Annotated in this window: 15 protein-coding genes; 6 read left to right on the top strand and 9 right to left on the bottom strand. The window is 32.8% G+C overall.

Annotation, left to right across the window (positions count from 1 at the left end):
• Positions 1-15 precede the first annotated feature (15 nt).
• The 3 genes from SD960_RS13515 to SD960_RS13505 form a co-directional block, all read right to left on the bottom strand.
• Positions 16-1,302, bottom strand: coding sequence for a glycosyltransferase family 4 protein (locus SD960_RS13515; RefSeq protein ID WP_318803895.1), 1,287 nt, complete (start codon positions 1,300-1,302; stop codon positions 16-18).
• A gap of 175 nt (positions 1,303-1,477) precedes the next feature.
• On the bottom strand, positions 1,478-3,913 hold the full coding sequence (locus tag SD960_RS13510; RefSeq protein WP_318803893.1) for a YfhO family protein: 2,436 nt from the start codon (positions 3,911-3,913) through the stop codon (positions 1,478-1,480).
• A 50-nt stretch (positions 3,914-3,963) separates the two neighbouring features.
• Positions 3,964-4,284: a DUF4834 family protein gene (locus SD960_RS13505; protein WP_243396800.1), complete on the bottom strand. Its 321-nt coding sequence runs from the start codon at positions 4,282-4,284 to the stop codon at positions 3,964-3,966.
• An 89-nt stretch (positions 4,285-4,373) separates the two neighbouring features.
• Here SD960_RS13505 and SD960_RS13500 point away from each other — a divergent pair, with 89 nt between their 5' ends.
• Entirely contained in the window at positions 4,374-5,360 is a 987-nt protein-coding gene (locus SD960_RS13500) for a transporter (RefSeq protein WP_318803886.1), read from the top strand.
• 53 nt (positions 5,361-5,413) lie between these two features.
• Complete coding sequence (locus SD960_RS13495; protein WP_318803884.1) at positions 5,414-6,532, top strand: GTP cyclohydrolase; 1,119 nt, start codon at positions 5,414-5,416, stop codon at positions 6,530-6,532.
• A gap of 84 nt (positions 6,533-6,616) precedes the next feature.
• Here the strand turns inward: SD960_RS13495 and SD960_RS13490 are convergent, their stop codons facing one another.
• Both SD960_RS13490 and SD960_RS13485 read right to left on the bottom strand, forming a co-directional pair.
• Positions 6,617-7,096 carry a hypothetical protein gene (locus tag SD960_RS13490; protein ID WP_318803882.1) on the bottom strand — a complete coding sequence of 160 codons (480 nt, stop codon included), beginning with the start codon at positions 7,094-7,096 and terminating at the stop codon, positions 6,617-6,619.
• A gap of 119 nt (positions 7,097-7,215) precedes the next feature.
• Positions 7,216-8,478: a pyridoxal phosphate-dependent aminotransferase family protein gene (locus SD960_RS13485; protein ID WP_318803880.1), complete on the bottom strand. Its 1,263-nt coding sequence runs from the start codon at positions 8,476-8,478 to the stop codon at positions 7,216-7,218.
• 281 nt (positions 8,479-8,759) lie between these two features.
• Between SD960_RS13485 and nirK the strand changes: the two genes are divergently transcribed.
• Genes nirK through SD960_RS13470 form a run of 3 tightly spaced genes read left to right on the top strand, consistent with a single transcriptional unit; the run spans position 8,760 to position 11,619 of the window.
• A complete protein-coding gene (gene nirK / locus SD960_RS13480) occupies positions 8,760-10,211 on the top strand; it encodes a copper-containing nitrite reductase (protein ID WP_318803879.1) in 1,452 nt (483 codons plus the stop codon).
• A gap of 13 nt (positions 10,212-10,224) precedes the next feature.
• Positions 10,225-10,995: a formylglycine-generating enzyme family protein gene (locus SD960_RS13475; RefSeq protein WP_318803878.1), complete on the top strand. Its 771-nt coding sequence runs from the start codon at positions 10,225-10,227 to the stop codon at positions 10,993-10,995.
• An 18-nt stretch (positions 10,996-11,013) separates the two neighbouring features.
• Positions 11,014-11,619 carry an SCO family protein gene (locus tag SD960_RS13470; protein ID WP_318803876.1) on the top strand — a complete coding sequence of 202 codons (606 nt, stop codon included), beginning with the start codon at positions 11,014-11,016 and terminating at the stop codon, positions 11,617-11,619.
• 31 nt (positions 11,620-11,650) lie between these two features.
• Here SD960_RS13470 and SD960_RS13465 read toward each other — a convergent pair whose 3' ends face one another.
• The 4 genes from SD960_RS13465 to SD960_RS13450 all read right to left on the bottom strand — a co-directional run bounded on the left by SD960_RS13465 (position 11,651) and on the right by SD960_RS13450 (position 14,786).
• Entirely contained in the window at positions 11,651-12,883 is a 1,233-nt protein-coding gene (locus tag SD960_RS13465; protein ID WP_318803874.1) for a hypothetical protein, read from the bottom strand.
• A 70-nt stretch (positions 12,884-12,953) separates the two neighbouring features.
• Positions 12,954-13,676, bottom strand: coding sequence for an iron-sulfur cluster repair di-iron protein (ric, locus tag SD960_RS13460; protein ID WP_318803873.1), 723 nt, complete (start codon positions 13,674-13,676; stop codon positions 12,954-12,956).
• A 112-nt stretch (positions 13,677-13,788) separates the two neighbouring features.
• Positions 13,789-14,310 carry an azurin gene (gene azu, locus SD960_RS13455; protein ID WP_318803871.1) on the bottom strand — a complete coding sequence of 174 codons (522 nt, stop codon included), beginning with the start codon at positions 14,308-14,310 and terminating at the stop codon, positions 13,789-13,791.
• Between the two features lie 26 nt (positions 14,311-14,336).
• On the bottom strand, positions 14,337-14,786 hold the full coding sequence (locus tag SD960_RS13450; protein ID WP_318803869.1) for an Rrf2 family transcriptional regulator: 450 nt from the start codon (positions 14,784-14,786) through the stop codon (positions 14,337-14,339).
• Between the two features lie 190 nt (positions 14,787-14,976).
• Between SD960_RS13450 and SD960_RS13445 the strand changes: the two genes are divergently transcribed.
• Complete coding sequence (locus SD960_RS13445) at positions 14,977-15,765, top strand: NYN domain-containing protein (RefSeq protein WP_318803866.1); 789 nt, start codon at positions 14,977-14,979, stop codon at positions 15,763-15,765.
• Positions 15,766-15,777: the final 12 nt, after the last annotated feature.

The following is a 15,777-nucleotide window of genomic DNA, read 5'->3' as shown; positions in this document are numbered from 1 at the left end:
TTTAGATTTTTGCACTTATCCTTTAATCAATTGTGCTAATTGTTTGGTGAGGTTTTTTCGTGAATATTGTTGCAAACCAACGCCATGAGACTGTAATTTCCCTTCCAAAAACTGATTATAAAAGTCCAAAATTACACTTTTTAATTTCGCTTTTTCAGAATAATCAAAAAATACTCCTGTATTTGTTTCTTTTATAATATCTGCAAAATCAGAACCTTGCGGACCAATAGCAATTATGGGTCTGTTGGAAACCATATACTCAAACAATTTACCAGGAATAATACTTTTTGTATCTTCAGAATTAATTTCGATTAAAAGCAAAACCTGTGACTTTTTTTGATGCGCAATGGCTTCATGATGAGAAACATAACCTAAAAGATTCAAATATTCGGTTAGATAAAATTGCGAAATAGCATCTAAAACTTCCTGGCTCACGGCACCAATTAATTTAATTTCTAAATGCTTTTTAAAATCAGGGATTTCGTTTAGTAATTCAACCAGACATTCCCATAAAAAAGGAGGATTTCTGTCTGATAAAAACGAGCCGATATGTGCCAGAGTAAATTTGGTGTCTAAAGTTTGCTTCTCTACATTTTCGATATCATAACCATTTGTAATTACCGAAATTGGTTTGTTGGTAATCGCTTCAAATTCTGTTTTGGTTGTTTTGCTGGTGACAATAATTGTATCAGCAGTATTTAAAACTTTGCTTTCTAATTTTTTATGTTTTTTAGAAGCATAATTTGACAAACGCAATGCTTTATGATAGCCAATTGTTGTCCATGGATCACGGAAATCAGCAAACCATTTTACATTCAATTTTTCTTTTAATTCTAAACCAATTAAATGCAAACTATGTGGAGGACCAGACGTTACAATGGTATCAATATTATTTTCTTTAATGTATTTTTCGAGATAAGACACAGATGGCTTTACCCAAAAAACACGGGCATCGGGAATAAAAAGATTTCCGCGTACCCATAAAAATGTTTTATCCAGAAAAGTTTGTTTTTTCTTTTGGGGAAAAATTCCTGAACTGATTTTCTTGGTTTTATTCTTCGAAAAAATGGAAGCTAATTGATATGGCTCCCAAATTTTACTTTTCAAAACTATTACTTTGTCAGAGATTTGACCAATCAAACCTTCATCAATAATGGGATATGTTGGGTTTTCCGGAACATAAACAATGGGCTGAACATCAAATTCAGGCAAATATTTTACAAATTTTAACCAACGCTGTACGCCGGGACCTCCGGCTGGCGGAAAATAATAAGTAATGATTAAGAGTTTTTTTTGTTCCATTTGGTTTGTTCCGTTTCACAGAGATACGCAAAGATTTCGCTAAGTTTCAGAAAGATTTTTTTAAATTTCTTTTGTGCATCTCTATGAAATCTTTGTGTATCTCTGTGAAATTATTGTTCACAAAGTTTCGCCAAGATTTCACGAAGATTTGCAGATTTAAAACTGAGATTATTTACTAAGACTGTTCAGTAGACTTTTTTCTATTCTCAAAATAAATCCCACCAACTAAAAGCAACAACATTCCAATTGAACTTGCTAATGCAATGGTTCCACCGGTTTTTATAACTTGTGGCTCAAATTTAAATTCGATAGTATGTTTTCCTCCCGGAACCTCCATTGCTCTTAAAACGTAATCTACAGGGAAATGATCTGTCAATTTTCCATCAACATAAGCGTTCCATCCATTTTTGTAATAAATCTCAGAGAATACGGCTAAACCATCTTTTTTATTATCTGATTGATATTTGATGTAGTTTGGTTTGTATTCCACAACTTTTATCGTTCCTGTTGTGTCCCATTGTTTTTTTAATCTGGCACTTTTAAATTTACCTTCATAATCATGAACATTAAAAACCACAACATTTTTTGTATCGATTTTATCTAATGCTTTCATAACATCATCTGGTTTGTTTACTAACTTTAGCGAACTTACAAACCATGCATTTCCGTTTGCATCGGGATTTGCAACAGGAACCTCATTTCCTTCTTTATTAGTTTGGATTACATACTTAACATTTAGCATATTAAGCACTTCAATATTTCCTTTTTGAATTTGATAATCCATTAATTGCTGCATTCTTCGCGGTCTTACAGCACTATATCCTCCAATTGTTTTATGAAAATAAGAAGATCTTCCTTGCAATTGGCCTTGCACATCAAATACACGATATATTGATTTGTCTTCTAAGATTTTGGCGTCAATAGGAGTTTCCTGAAATGGAGATGCAATTTGAACCGGACTCACAAAATCTTTTGCAGAAACATATCTTTTGTCCACAAAAAACAAATCGAAGATCATCAAAAGTCCAACAATGATTAAAGTAGTATTTTGTGAAAATTTATTTTTGATGAACAACCATAAAATTCCAAATGTTACTACAATAAAAAATCCGGAACGCAATAAATCAGCAGAATATAAACTCTTTCTGTCGTCTTTTAAAGCATCAACAAAAGCTGGTCCGTAACTTTCCATATATGCACTGTCGCTCATTCCCGTAAAATGAAAAAATCCTTTTGCAACTACCAGAATAGCAATAACTCCCAAACCAAAAACGCCAGTTTGAACTAATGCTTTCTGCTGTAATTTTGGCTCATCCTTAAACTTAAAAAAAGATTGTAACCCCATAACCGCTAGTACAGGAATACATAATTCTAAAATAACCTGAATAGAAGAAACTGCCCTGAACTTATCGTACATTGGCACATATTCTATAAAAAAGTTAGTTAGTAAGGAGAAATTTTTTCCCCAGGAAAGCATCAATGTAAATAATGCGCCTGCGAGAAATACATATTTTATTTTTCTATCGTCTATAAACAATGCTAAAACAGCCAAAAAGAAAACCACAACACCAATATAAGCCGGCGCAGAAACAATTGGCTGGTCTCCCCAATACGTTGGCATTCCCGAAACGAAATCTTGTGCCTGATCTGATGGAACTCCCTGCTCAATCATAAAAGAATACATACGGCTATCGGTTCCAACATTTTCATGGCTGGATCCTCCAAAAATTCTTGGGGCAATTAAGTTCAGACTTTCTGCAACACCATAACTATATTCTGTAATATAATCTGTTGTCATCGAAGCGGTTGTTTGATTTTTAGACCCGTCCGGATTAAAAGTCAATTCGCTTTTATCGCGAATACTAAATTTAGCATATTCGCTTGTTGCCATCAAATTAGTAGCATTTGCACCAATAGCAACAATACCTGCCGCTGCCAAAACTCCAAATGATATTAATAAAGGCTTATATTCTTTATCTTTAATAAACTGAAAAGTAAAATATCCAGAAAGTATTAATAAAAATATCAATAGATAATACGTCATTTGAAAGTGGTTTGCATTCACTTCCAGCGCTACTGCAAACATGGTGAGTAAGCCTCCCCAAATGTATTTTTTCTGGAAAACAAGTATAAAACCGGCAATTACAAGCGGCATATAAGCAATAGCATGCGCTTTTGCATTATGACCAACTCCTAAAATAATAATTAAATAAGTAGAAAAACCAAACGCAATCGCGCCAATAAAAGCTTTTAGCGGATCTGTTTTTAAAACCAATAACAATCCGTAAAAACCCAGGAAATATAGAAATAAATAATCTGCAGGACGTGGTAAAAAACGTAAAGCATCATCTAGTTTACCTACATAATCATTTGGGTAGTTTGCACCTAACTGATACGTTGGCATTCCGCCAAAAGCAGAATTTGTCCAATAAGGTTCACTATGTTCTGCAGCTCTAAAATCATTTTGCTCCTTTGCCATTCCTGTATATTGTGCAATATCAGACTGGAAGATTTGTTTTCCCTGTAAAACCGGGTAAAAATAAATTAAGGAAACGAGAATAAAGCCCAATATAACAAGGGCATGCGGATAGAACTTATTTACTATTTTCAATTTAGGTTGGTTTAGGTTAAATGATGATTCCTATTATTTAGGGCACAAACTTAATCTATTTCTTCGTAATCAACATAATCTCCCACTTTTTTGGTTTCGCGTGGATTTTTTGCATTAGCAGTATTGATGATTATTTCATCATTGTTGTTACGTGTTTTTTGCCAGCTATTATCCTGACTATATTGTTGTTGTTTTTGAAAATTCTCTCCTGCTTTTTCAACCGCTTTTTTTACCAATACAGGCAAAAAGATTCTGGCTAAAAATTTAAAAATATAATAAAATGCTATCATGTATACAATAGCTTTTATTAAACCTGAAAAAGATGCTTCTTGCATGATCATATAATTTTTTTCCAAAATTAATAAATCCATTGTTTAAAATTAAAATATGAATCTTAAATAAATAATAAAATATGTACATTTGAAATGCGTTATATCTTTTTAATCCCAAAAACAGATTTATGTTAAAAATTAAATACCTACTTATTACATCTCTTTTTTTTGCACCACAATTATTTTTTGCGCAATATACCGATGTTATTAACTCGAACAGGCCAGGTGAAACGATGTCTGCCTATGCAGTTGGAAAATCAGTAATTCAGGCCGAAATTGGCATTTACGGCATCAAAGAAAAACATGATTTACTAAATTATGACGCAAGTGGTTTTGGAACCGATTTAACTTTTAGATACGGTGCTTTTCTTGAAAAACTAGAATTCGTTCTTGACTTGCAATATCAAATGGAAAACTTTGATACTCCGTATACAAGCTACAAAAAAAACAATTTCAGACAAACCGTTTTGGGAGCTAAATATTTGATTTATGATCCTTTTAAAAACTACGAAAAAACAAAAAACATTTACAGCTATAAAGCGAATCATCGTTTTGACTGGCACTCTTTAATTCCGGCTGTTTCGGTATTTGCAGGAGCTAATTTTGTCGGGGCTGATAATCCGTATTCTTTTTCTCCCCAATCAAGTATTTCTCCAAAGGTAGCATTGATTACGCAAAACGTTTTTGGAGGCGGAAAATGGGTTTTTGTAACTAATATTATAGCAGATTATATCACAACAGACTATCCAAGTTACGGATATGTATTAACTTTGACGCATGGATTTAATGACAAATGGTCTGGATTTATTGAAAATCAAGGATATAAAAGTGATTTCTACAGCGACGCTATTGTTCGTGGAGGAGCAGCTTACTTAATTAATCCGAACTTACAGGTTGACGCATCAATAAGTACAAACTTTAAAAATTCGCCTTCTATTATGTATGGCGGAGTTGGAGTTTCATGGCGTTATGACGGTAAGTACAAGGAAAAACAAATGGAATTTAAAAGAGAATCCAGAAAAGAGAAAAAAGTAAAAGATCCGAAATCAAAAAAATCGAAGAAAGAAACTGATTATCAGGAGCAAGAAAGAAAGCGTAAATCTAAATACGAATAAGAATTTAATAACCAACTTCTCTAAATAAAAGAGATTTTACAATAACGATCTTAATGATTACAATTAAAGAAGCAAAAACCAAGAAAGAATTAACAGAATATATCAAATTTCCGTTTTCATTATACAAAAACAATCCTTATTGGGTTCCGCCTATTATTGCAGATGAATTAGAATCGTTTGACAAAACAAAAAATCCTGCTTTTGATAGTGCCGAGGCGTATTTTTATCTGGCTTATAAAAATAATGAAATTGTTGGTCGAATAACAGCCATTATCAATTGGTCTGAAGTCAATAATCAGCATAAAAGAAAAGTTCGTTTTGGCTGGTTTGATGTAATTGATGATATTGAAGTTACAAAAGCCTTATTAGAAAAAGTATACGAATTAGGAAGATTACATAATCTGGAACATGCTGAAGGCCCGATGGGATTTTCGAATTTAGACAAAGTTGGAGTTCTTACCGAAGGTTATGACCAAATGGGAACTATGATTACCTGGTACAATAATCCGTATTATGTAACTCATTTTGAACAATTAGGTTTTCAGGTCGAAAAAGAATATATCGAAAGTATTTTTCCATTCTCAAATGTAAAGCCTGAATTTTTTCTGAAAGCTCAGGAATTAATCAAAAAAAGATATGGTTTGAGAGCATTGACATTTACAAAAACAAAAGACATTATGCCACACGTTGATAAAATGTTTGATTTGTTTAATGAATCCTATGCAAAACTAGCTTCGTTTGTAGCAATATCAGATGTACAGAAAGAATATTTTAAGAAAAAATACATCAGTTTTATCAATCCCGAATACATTAAATTCGTCGTTGATAAAGACGATAATCTAGTTGCTTTTAGTATTGTAATGCCAAGTTTTTCTGAAGCTTTACAGAAAGCAAAAGGAAAATTATTCCCATTTGGTTTTATTCATTTATTGAAAGCCAGAAAAAAGAGTAAAGATGTTGTTTTTTACTTAATTGGTGTTCATCCTGATTATCAAAACAAAGGTGTAACAGCTATTATTTTTGATGAATATTTTAAAACTTTTTCAGAAAAAGGAATTCAAAATTGCATCAGAACGCCAGAATTAGCCGAAAATACAGCTATTCATTTACTTTGGAAAAACTTTGACCCAACAATTCACTGTCAGAGAAAAACGTATTTAAAATATTTATAAGAAAATTTCAGTTTTCAGTTTTCAGTTTTCAGTTTTCAATCTCATTGAAGAGACTGAAAACTGAGACTGAGACTGAGATTACAATTATTGCGCACATTCAACTTTTGTCAATGTGTTTTTCGCGTCAAATTTTAATTTTGTTTTATCTTTAAAAGATACTTTATCATTAGCATCAACTACATCTCCATATCCTTCGATAAGAGTTCCATCTTTTTGCAAAAAAACTACTTCTCTAACAGAAGAGACTCCCTCTGATGTAAAAGTATAATCTGCAACTAAAGTATCTCCTTTCATATTCCCTATCAGGGTACCTTCATTTCTATCTTTTCCGGTAATGTTATAGCTTAATTTTCCATTTACTTCCTGATGAGAATTTACATTAAAACTCAAAGCAACTATATTTCCATTAAGTCTTGATGCATAGCATTGGTCTCCTGCCGGTTCAACAAGTTCTGCTTCTTTTGGAGCGTTTGGCTCTATTTGCGGAGGCGGAAGCGCAGTCTCATTTTTACAGGAAATAAAAAGGGTTAAAATCATTATTGTAATTGCTGATACTTTTTTCATAATCTTAATTTTTAATAATTAGTGCTATAAAGTTACTTTAATAATAAAAAAATCCATTCGCATAAACGAATGGATTTTTTATATAATTCCCATATAACGGAATCTTATTTCAAAAGAAATTAAGCGTCTAAATCAACTGTTGTTCTGCTTGCGATTTCTTTGTATGTACCGTTTTCTAATTTTTCACGAATTGCTTCAAAAGCAGTAAGTGTTTCATCAATATCAGCTAAAGTATGTGATGTTGTTGGGATCATTCTCAATAAAATAATTCCTTTTGGAATTACAGGATAAATTACAATCGACAAGAAAATACCATAGTTTTCTCTTAAATCGTTTACCATAACCATTGCTTCCGGAACACTTCCTTCTAAATAAACTGGTGTAACGCAAGTATTTGTGTCTCCAATATTAAAGTTTCTTGAACGTAATCCGTTTTGTAATGCATTTACGTTTTCCCAAAGCTTGTCTTTCAATTCAGGATGATTACGCAATAATTCTAAACGTTTTAAAGAACCAATTGTCTGAATCATTGGCAATGCTTTTGCAAACATTTGCGAACGTAAATTGTATTTCAAATAATCGACAATATCTTTATCTGCAGCAATAAAAGCTCCAATATTTGCCATTGATTTTGCAAAAGTCGAGAAGTAAACATCAATACCATCCTGACATCCCTGCTCCTCACCTGCTCCGGCACCTGTTTTTCCAAGTGTACCAAAACCGTGTGCATCATCAACTAATAAACGGAAATTATATTTTTCTTTTAAGGCAACAATTTCTTTTAATTTACCTTGTTGTCCTCGCATTCCAAAAACACCTTCAGTAATAAATAAAATTCCTCCACCTGTTTCAGTAGCCATTTTGGTAGCTCTTTGCAGGTTTTTTTCCATACTTTCAAGATCATTGTGTTTATAAGTAAAACGTTTACCCATATGCAAACGAACACCATCAATAATACAAGCATGAGAATCTACATCATATACAATGATATCATTTTTAGTAACAAGGGCATCAATAGTAGAAACCATTCCCTGATAACCAAAATTCAATAAATAGGCAGCTGGTTTCATTACAAATTCAGCCAACTCATTTTCTAATTGTTCATGGTATTTAGTATGTCCGGACATCATTCTGGCTCCCATTGGGTAAGCTGCTCCAAATTGAGTTGCTGCATCGATATCTGCCTGACGAACCTCCGGATGATTTGCAAGACCTAAATAGTCATTCAAACTCCAATTTAAAATATTTTTTCCACCAAATTGCATTCTTGGACCAAGTTCACCTTCTAATTTAGGGAAAACAAAATAACCCTCAGCTTGTGAAGCCCATTTTCCTAATGGCCCTTTATTGTTCTGAATTCTTTCGAATAAATCTTTTACCATAAATATATTTTGAAGTAATAATTTTTATTTATACAGGGTGCAAAAATAATGATTATTATTCTAAAATAGAGTTAGCCTTTTATTTTTATTAAAAAATATTAAAAATATTGAATTTTACCTTTAATACTGTAAGCTTTTTACAAGAATTAGGCAATTAATTGTTTATTAATTAAATAAATCCTCAAAAAAAATATAAGTAATATATGACTTTTATCATAATAAAAGACAAAAGACTCCTTTAATTTTACTCCAGATTTAAAACTAAAATAAAACCAATTATTATGAAAAAGAAGAATGAAGCCCCTATTGTTATCAGGTTATTTGTTTATACCTTTTTTTGTTTACTAATTTTATCTTCATGCAAAAAAAGTGAAGAATCAGTCAATTACACTGAAATTAAAACAGAAGGACAAATGGATGCCGAACTTACTGCTCCGCCGATGGTACCAAAACCTATTGGCAATAGAGCGGCTATGAAATTGAAAGTAAACATGGAAATTAAAGAACAGGAAGGCACAATGACAGATGGTGTAAAATACACGTATTGGACATTTGGCGGCTCTGTTCCAGGAAGTTTTATCAGAACCCGCGTAGGCGATGAAGTGGAGTTTCACTTAAAAAATCATCCTGACAACAAATTACCTCATAATATAGATTTACACGCTGTAACAGGTCCTGGTGGAGGCGCAACATCATCTTTGGTAGCTCCGGGACATGAAAAGGTGTTTAGTTTTAAGGTTATAAATCCGGGGCTTTATGTTTACCATTGTGCTACTGCTCCTGTGGGAATGCACATTGCAAATGGAATGTACGGTTTAATTTTGGTTGAACCAGAAGGCGGACTTCCTCCGGTTGATAAGGAATACTATGTAATGCAGGGCGATTTTTATACGCAAGGCGAATATGGAGCAAAAGGACTTCAGCCTTTTGATATGAATAAAGCAATTAAGGAAACTCCTGATTATGTTGTTTTTAATGGCAAAGTAGGATCGATGACAAACGGAAATGAACTTACTGCAAAAGTGGGCGAAACAGTACGTTTATTTGTAGGGAATGGTGGTCCGAATTTAGTTTCTTCTTTCCACGTCATTGGTGAAATTTTTGATAATGTGCATGTTGAAGGTGGCGCCATGATGAATAAAAATGTTCAAACTACATTAATTCCTGCGGGTGGATCTGCAATTGTTGACTTTAAAGTAGAAACCCCGGGAAATTTCATCTTAGTGGACCACTCTATCTTTAGAGCCTTTAATAAAGGTGCTTTGGGAATATTGAAAGTGGAAGGTGCCGAAAATAAAAACATTTATTCAGGAACTATTCAGGAAGGGATTTATTTGCCGGAAGGTGGAACTATTCAGAAAATGCCTGAAACTAAAGCTGCCGCTGCGGCAAGTGCTCCTAAAAGAACTTTGGCTGATAAAATAAAAATTGGAAAAGAAATTTTTGGAACAACCTGCTTTGCCTGTCACCAATCTGAAGGACAAGGAATTCCGGGAGCTTTTCCTCCTCTTGCAAAATCAGATTATCTTAATGCAGATTCAAAAAGAGCCATCAAAACAATTTTACATGGTTTAAGCGGCGAAATTACCGTAAATGGTAAAAAATTTAGTAGTGTAATGCCGGCGCAAAACTTATCTGATGATGAAATAGCCAATGTTATGACTTACATATACAATAATTGGGGTAACAATAAAACAGAGATTACTACGGAAATGGTTAAGGCACAACGATAAAATTAAAAACAACATGCTAAAAAGCATTTTAATTATTTTTCTATTCTTGGCTCAGATTGGATTCTTAAGAGCGCAAGAATCGAAAATGGTTCCGGTAAAAGAGGGTTCATTTGTCCCTCTTTACGGAGCCACATCTAAAAGTCCTGTAAAAGTAAAATCATTTTTTTTGGATGTTTACCCTGTTACTAACGCTGAATATTTGAGTTTTATAAAAAAAAATACAAGCCTTGGCAAATCTAAAATAAAAGGCATTTTTGCTGATGAAAGTTATTTGGCGTACTGGAAAAATGATCTTGATTTTGGAAATGTAAACCCTAAATCGCCTGTAACAAATGTTTCCTGGTTTGCTGCCAAAAAATACTGCGAATGCCAGGGAAAGCGGTTACCAACAATGGATGAATGGGAATATGTGGCTATGGCGGATGAGAAAAAAACAGATGCCAGAACGAAAACAGAATTCAATAAATACATTTTGTCCTGGTATGAAAAATCAAAAACCTATGAAAACCCGATTGGTCAAACATTCAAAAATTATTGGGGAGTTTATGACATGCATGGATTAGTTTGGGAGTGGACTGCTGATTTTAACAGCATTTTTTTATCGGGAGAATCCAGAAAAGACAAAAGCGAAGACAAAAACCTTTTTTGTGGCGGTGCATCTGTCAATGCAACTGACTTAATGGATTATGCTGCTTTTATGCGATATGCTTTTAGAGGAAGTCTTAAAGCGCAATATTCGACCCGAAATCTTGGTTTTCGCTGTGCAGGTGCAACGAGACTTTAATTCTAAAATTATTAAAAAATGAATAAAACTATACTGGTGTTCTTTATTCTTCTTTTTACTTTACAAAGCTGCAAAGATGCTGAAAAAAAAGAAAGCCAACCGATACCAAAAAGCAAAGAAATTAACGATTTATCGATCTATAATTTACCCTCCGAATGGACAACTCAGGATGGAAAAAATATCGAATTAAAAAGTTTAAACGGGAATGTTCTTGTCATGGTAATGATTTACACATCGTGCAAGGCGGCCTGCCCAAGATTAGTGGCAGACATGAGATCTATTGAAACAAAACTCGACAAACAAACTAAAAAAAACATAAAACTTATATTAGTAAGCATCGATCCTAAAACCGATACTCCGCAAAGATTAAAGGCTTTTGCAATAGAAAATAAAATGAATCAGGATCCCTGGATTTTTCTTCGTTCTACTGAAGAAAACACACGCGAATTTGCTGCTGTACTTGCGGTAAATTATAAACAGATTTCGCCAATCGATTTTTCGCATTCCAATATTATAAGCGTTTTTAATCCAAAAGGCGAATTAATATACCAGCAAGAAGGTTTAGGAGTAAATAACGATAAAACCATAACGATAATAAACGAAGAAGCTAAAAAAATTAAATAGGTTGATTAGTCAAAAACAAGAGAAGATTTTATTAATCAACTCTTGTTTTTTTATTTATAATTGAAGTTACAATCAAAATTAATCCTGATACAATTAAACAACTCGCTGCAAAAATGCTTTCGTAATATCTGGGAAGTTTTCCTCTGTTGAAATAAAAAAAGGATCCCTGAAGAAATAACAAAATTTCAGTTGCAATATATCCCAAAACAAAAAACTTCATTCCTAAACGAAGTATGTAAGATTGATTTGAAAGTATTTTATTCTGAATTAATATTCCGAACAAAAAACCGGTAATTACACCCAATGATGTCAAGTGGATAAATCCAATTACAAAATTCCTTATCTGATGTAAAGTTTCAGTAAAACAAGGTAACAAAACCAATAATTGCAAGCTTATTTTTAGAAATAAAGAACTAAACGCCAACCCGTAAACCATTTTGGTTGCTGAATTTAAACTGGCTTTAAAAGTCTTTATTTGAGTTTTTAGCATTTTATAGAAATAAACAAAAGCCAAAAGCTGGAGCACAACAGCACACGCATTTATCCATCTTAATATTTTCATATCAACAAACCAACTTACGGGAAATGCAACCGTTAACAGGATTGAAATAAGTAGCAAAATCTGGAATATTCTAAAATGTTTTAGATTGATTTCACCCTTAAATTGTTGTAGAAACAATGCCAAAACTGCTACTAAAAACCAGCCATTAAATTGAAAATGAAGAAAAAACTGAATTGCAATTTGATAAAAAGCACTTTGTTTGCCCAATGTACTTATTGCCGGACCAAGACACCAGACTACAAAAGTAGAAAAAACCATAAACAGAATCGAGATCAATAAAAGTCTTTTATTATAGGTTTTATCAGCTGCTGCATCTTTCCAAACGAGCCAGCAAAAAACATAACTTAATAAAATATGTGTGGTCGAAAATATAATTGAAAACAATCCATAACCATGAACAGGAAAAGCAATCATCATTCCGATAACCACACATTCCGTCGCCCAGAACAATTGATTGTAAATTGGTTTCTCTCTTTTATGATTCGGAACAAAAAAATGGATGATTAAAATATAAATCATCATGTAAGTCCAACCTAACATGGCAACATGAGAATGTGCATGAAGCAGATAAATATAATTTACATTTAAAGGAAAAAGGTATGAAAAACGCAACAGCAAACCCATAATTGAAGCTATGAGAAAGTTGAGAAAACAACAAAGTATCCAACTTTTTTGCGAATTCAGTTTAAAATCTATTTTCATTTCTTTTCAAATAAAAATGCACCAAACATAAGTCGAATAAGTTGGTGCATTAATTCTAAATTAGTTAGTATTAGGCAAATTCCTCTTCCAGAATTACAGCTTTAGGAAACAGGATATTATTTTCAAGATGAATGTGTTTGTGCAAATCTTCTTCAAATTCTTTTAACATCGCAAATGTTACTTTATAAGTTGTACATCCATCAGCCGGCGGCGTATAATTATCAGTCAGTTTTGCAATTTCACTAAAACGATCTCCTTCATTCTCATGTTCCTGCATCATCATTGCAATAGGATTTGAAACTGTTCCAAAAGATGGCTGTGTTAAAACTCCGCTAGATTCTTTCGTTTTTACCATTCGTTTAATAAAAGGAAATAACATTAACTCTTCCTTTTTCATATGTTGCGACAATTCTCCAGCGCCGGCGGTAAATAGCTCATTAATTCTAAATAATTCCGGATGTCCCTCGCCATGAACTTTACATAATTTATCTAAAAACTGCGTCAAAATAGTTGTTTTATCTTCAACATAACGATGGTGCGTTTTTTCAATATAATCGACCAATAAATCTAATGGCCACGAATTAAAATCTATCGTATTTCCGTTTTCAGACTGTAGTACATCAAAAACGTTTTGCATTAATACATCTGCATCAATATCTTGTTTTTCACAAACTTCCGTTATCGTTCGGTTTCCTTTACAACAAAAATCGATTTGATATTTTGTAAAAATTGCCGCTGTTCTAAAATCCTGTGCTACAAATGAGCCTACTGTTTTATTCTTTAAATTTTCCATTTTTTTTGAATTAGTTATTGCGATTTTCAATTAATTTTAATAAAAGATAAAAACGTCTTTTATTTAAGTTTAAAAAAACTCTAATGCATTTACATTAGAGTTTTTTTTATGTTTATTCTACAATTAAAACACCTTTCATCATGGCAAAATGCCCAGGAAAAGTGCATAAAAAGTTATATGTCCCTTTTTTATCAATTGTAAATTCTATTGTATCTTCTTCTCCTCCACCAAGTAATTTAGTATGGGCAATAATTGATGCTTTTTCTGAAGCAGGAATATAATCGGTTTCTTTTGCTGTAATTGCTTTTGCAGCAAAAGCAGCTTCATCTGTACCTTGCTGTAAAATAACCAGATTATGCCCCATGGCTTCTTTTGGTATTTTACCAACATGCTTTAAAGTTAATGTTATTGGTTTCCCGGCAATTGCTCGTAATTCGCTTGTATTAAATTGCATTTGATCATTTCCTTCAACAACCAAAACGTTGCTTACCGCTGTTGCCGCCTGCCCTTCTCCTTCTGTAGTTTCATTTACTTCTGTCGATTCTTCAGTTGGTGCTGTTTCTTTTTTTCCACAAGAAGTTATGGCTAAAAATCCCATTAGTACAAGCATTGAAATTTTGACTTTTTTATTCATTATTAAGTATTTAAATTATAAAATTTTTATTCGTTTCTGTTCAATATTTTAAGATGAAAATCGCCTGAATTAACTCCAGAAGCCAATTCTTCTAATGTTGTATTGGTTAACATGGCAAGCAGCAATTCCCGTATTTTTTTAAACTCATTATGTACCGGGCAAGGATGTGTTTCTGAACATTCTTTTAATCCGATTCCGCAACCTTTATATATAGTATTTCCATCAATTGCATCAACAATCTGAATTAATTTGATAGATTTTACGGCTTCTTTCGAAACTTCAAATCCTCCGCCCACTCCTTTTGCAGAAGCTATGATTCCGTTTTTGGTTAAAATCTGCATTATTTTGGCCGTAAACGGTTCTGGAGAATCAATTTCTTTTGACACATCTTTTATCCCAACCCGAATACCTTCTGATGATTTGGTTGCGATAAATATAGAAGCCCGAATGCCGTACTCGCACGCTTTTGAAAACATATTAAGTTGATTAAATTCTATACAAATATATTTAAACCCATATTAAAAGACAAATTTATCTTTAATTAATTTTTACAAAAAAAATCTTATTTATAACCAAAATAATTTATTGGTAACAAAAGACATATTTATCATCAAGTCTAAATAAAAACCAATTTTAGTTTTACCTTTGTTTTCTAACTTGTAAATAATGCCTTTAAACAACGTAAAAGACTTAAAACTAGCTGTTCTTATTGATGCCGACAACGTTCCGTACAGTAACGTAAAAGGTATGATGGAAGAAATCGCTAAATTTGGCACGCCAACTACCAAGCGTATTTATGCAGACTGGACCAAACCAAACTCAAATGGATGGAAAGGCGTTTTACTCGAACATGCCATTACTCCTATCCAGCAATACAGTTATACGGTTGGAAAAAACTCATCAGATTCTGCATTGATTATCGACGCAATGGATTTACTTTATTCAGGAAAACTGGATGGTTTTTGCATTGTTTCAAGCGATAGCGATTTTACTCGTTTGGCCATTCGTTTGCGTGAATCAGGCATGAAAGTTATTGGTATTGGCGAAAAGAAAACGCCAAACTCCTTTATTGTTGCCTGCGACAGGTTTATTTATATTGAGGTTTTGGATGGTGCAATTCAAAAGAAAAAACTTAAATCTACAGCAGGTGCCAAGAAACCTGTTGAAAAACCTATTGAAAAACCTACCGAAAAAGCATTACACAAAATAGACAAACAAACTATTGAGCTTATAGAAGCTACAATTGAAGATATCGAAGATGATGATGGATGGGCATTTTTGGGTGATGTTGGAAATTTAATTGTGAAGAAAAAACCGGAATTTGACCCAAGAAATTATGGCTTTTCTAAGCTTACGCCAATGCTAAAATCCTTAACTGATATTCTTGAAATTGATGAAAGAGAATCAGATAAAAAAGGAATCAAACATGTCTATGTTAGATTACGATTCAATTAATTATTACTTTAT

It is taken from the genome of Flavobacterium sp. MMLR14_040, from assembly GCF_033657265.1.
Taxonomy (GTDB): Bacteria; Bacteroidota; Bacteroidia; order Flavobacteriales; family Flavobacteriaceae; genus Flavobacterium.
Note: the sequence above shows the minus strand (reverse complement) of the source record. Positions and strands in the feature narration are given on the sequence as shown.

Bases quoted from the DNA above. Each gene is read 5' to 3' on its own strand.
- SD960_RS13475 (WP_318803878.1), top strand. From the start codon at position 10,225: ATGCTAAAAAGCATTTTAATTATTTTTCTATTCTTGGCTCAGATTGGA.
- SD960_RS13470 (WP_318803876.1), top strand. From the start codon at position 11,014: ATGAATAAAACTATACTGGTGTTCTTTATTCTTCTTTTTACTTTACAA.
- SD960_RS13505 (WP_243396800.1), bottom strand. From the start codon at position 4,284: ATGGATTTATTAATTTTGGAAAAAAATTATATGATCATGCAAGAAGCA.
- azu (WP_318803871.1), bottom strand. From the start codon at position 14,310: ATGAATAAAAAAGTCAAAATTTCAATGCTTGTACTAATGGGATTTTTA.
- nirK (WP_318803879.1), top strand. From the start codon at position 8,760: ATGAAAAAGAAGAATGAAGCCCCTATTGTTATCAGGTTATTTGTTTAT.
- SD960_RS13490 (WP_318803882.1), bottom strand. From the start codon at position 7,096: ATGAAAAAAGTATCAGCAATTACAATAATGATTTTAACCCTTTTTATT.
- SD960_RS13495 (WP_318803884.1), top strand. From the start codon at position 5,414: ATGATTACAATTAAAGAAGCAAAAACCAAGAAAGAATTAACAGAATAT.
- SD960_RS13450 (WP_318803869.1), bottom strand. From the start codon at position 14,786: ATGTTTTCAAAAGCGTGCGAGTACGGCATTCGGGCTTCTATATTTATC.
- SD960_RS13445 (WP_318803866.1), top strand. From the start codon at position 14,977: ATGCCTTTAAACAACGTAAAAGACTTAAAACTAGCTGTTCTTATTGAT.
- SD960_RS13465 (WP_318803874.1), bottom strand. From the start codon at position 12,883: ATGAAAATAGATTTTAAACTGAATTCGCAAAAAAGTTGGATACTTTGT.
- SD960_RS13485 (WP_318803880.1), bottom strand. From the start codon at position 8,478: ATGGTAAAAGATTTATTCGAAAGAATTCAGAACAATAAAGGGCCATTA.
- SD960_RS13515 (WP_318803895.1), bottom strand. From the start codon at position 1,302: ATGGAACAAAAAAAACTCTTAATCATTACTTATTATTTTCCGCCAGCC.
- ric (WP_318803873.1), bottom strand. From the start codon at position 13,676: ATGGAAAATTTAAAGAATAAAACAGTAGGCTCATTTGTAGCACAGGAT.
- SD960_RS13500 (WP_318803886.1), top strand. From the start codon at position 4,374: ATGTTAAAAATTAAATACCTACTTATTACATCTCTTTTTTTTGCACCA.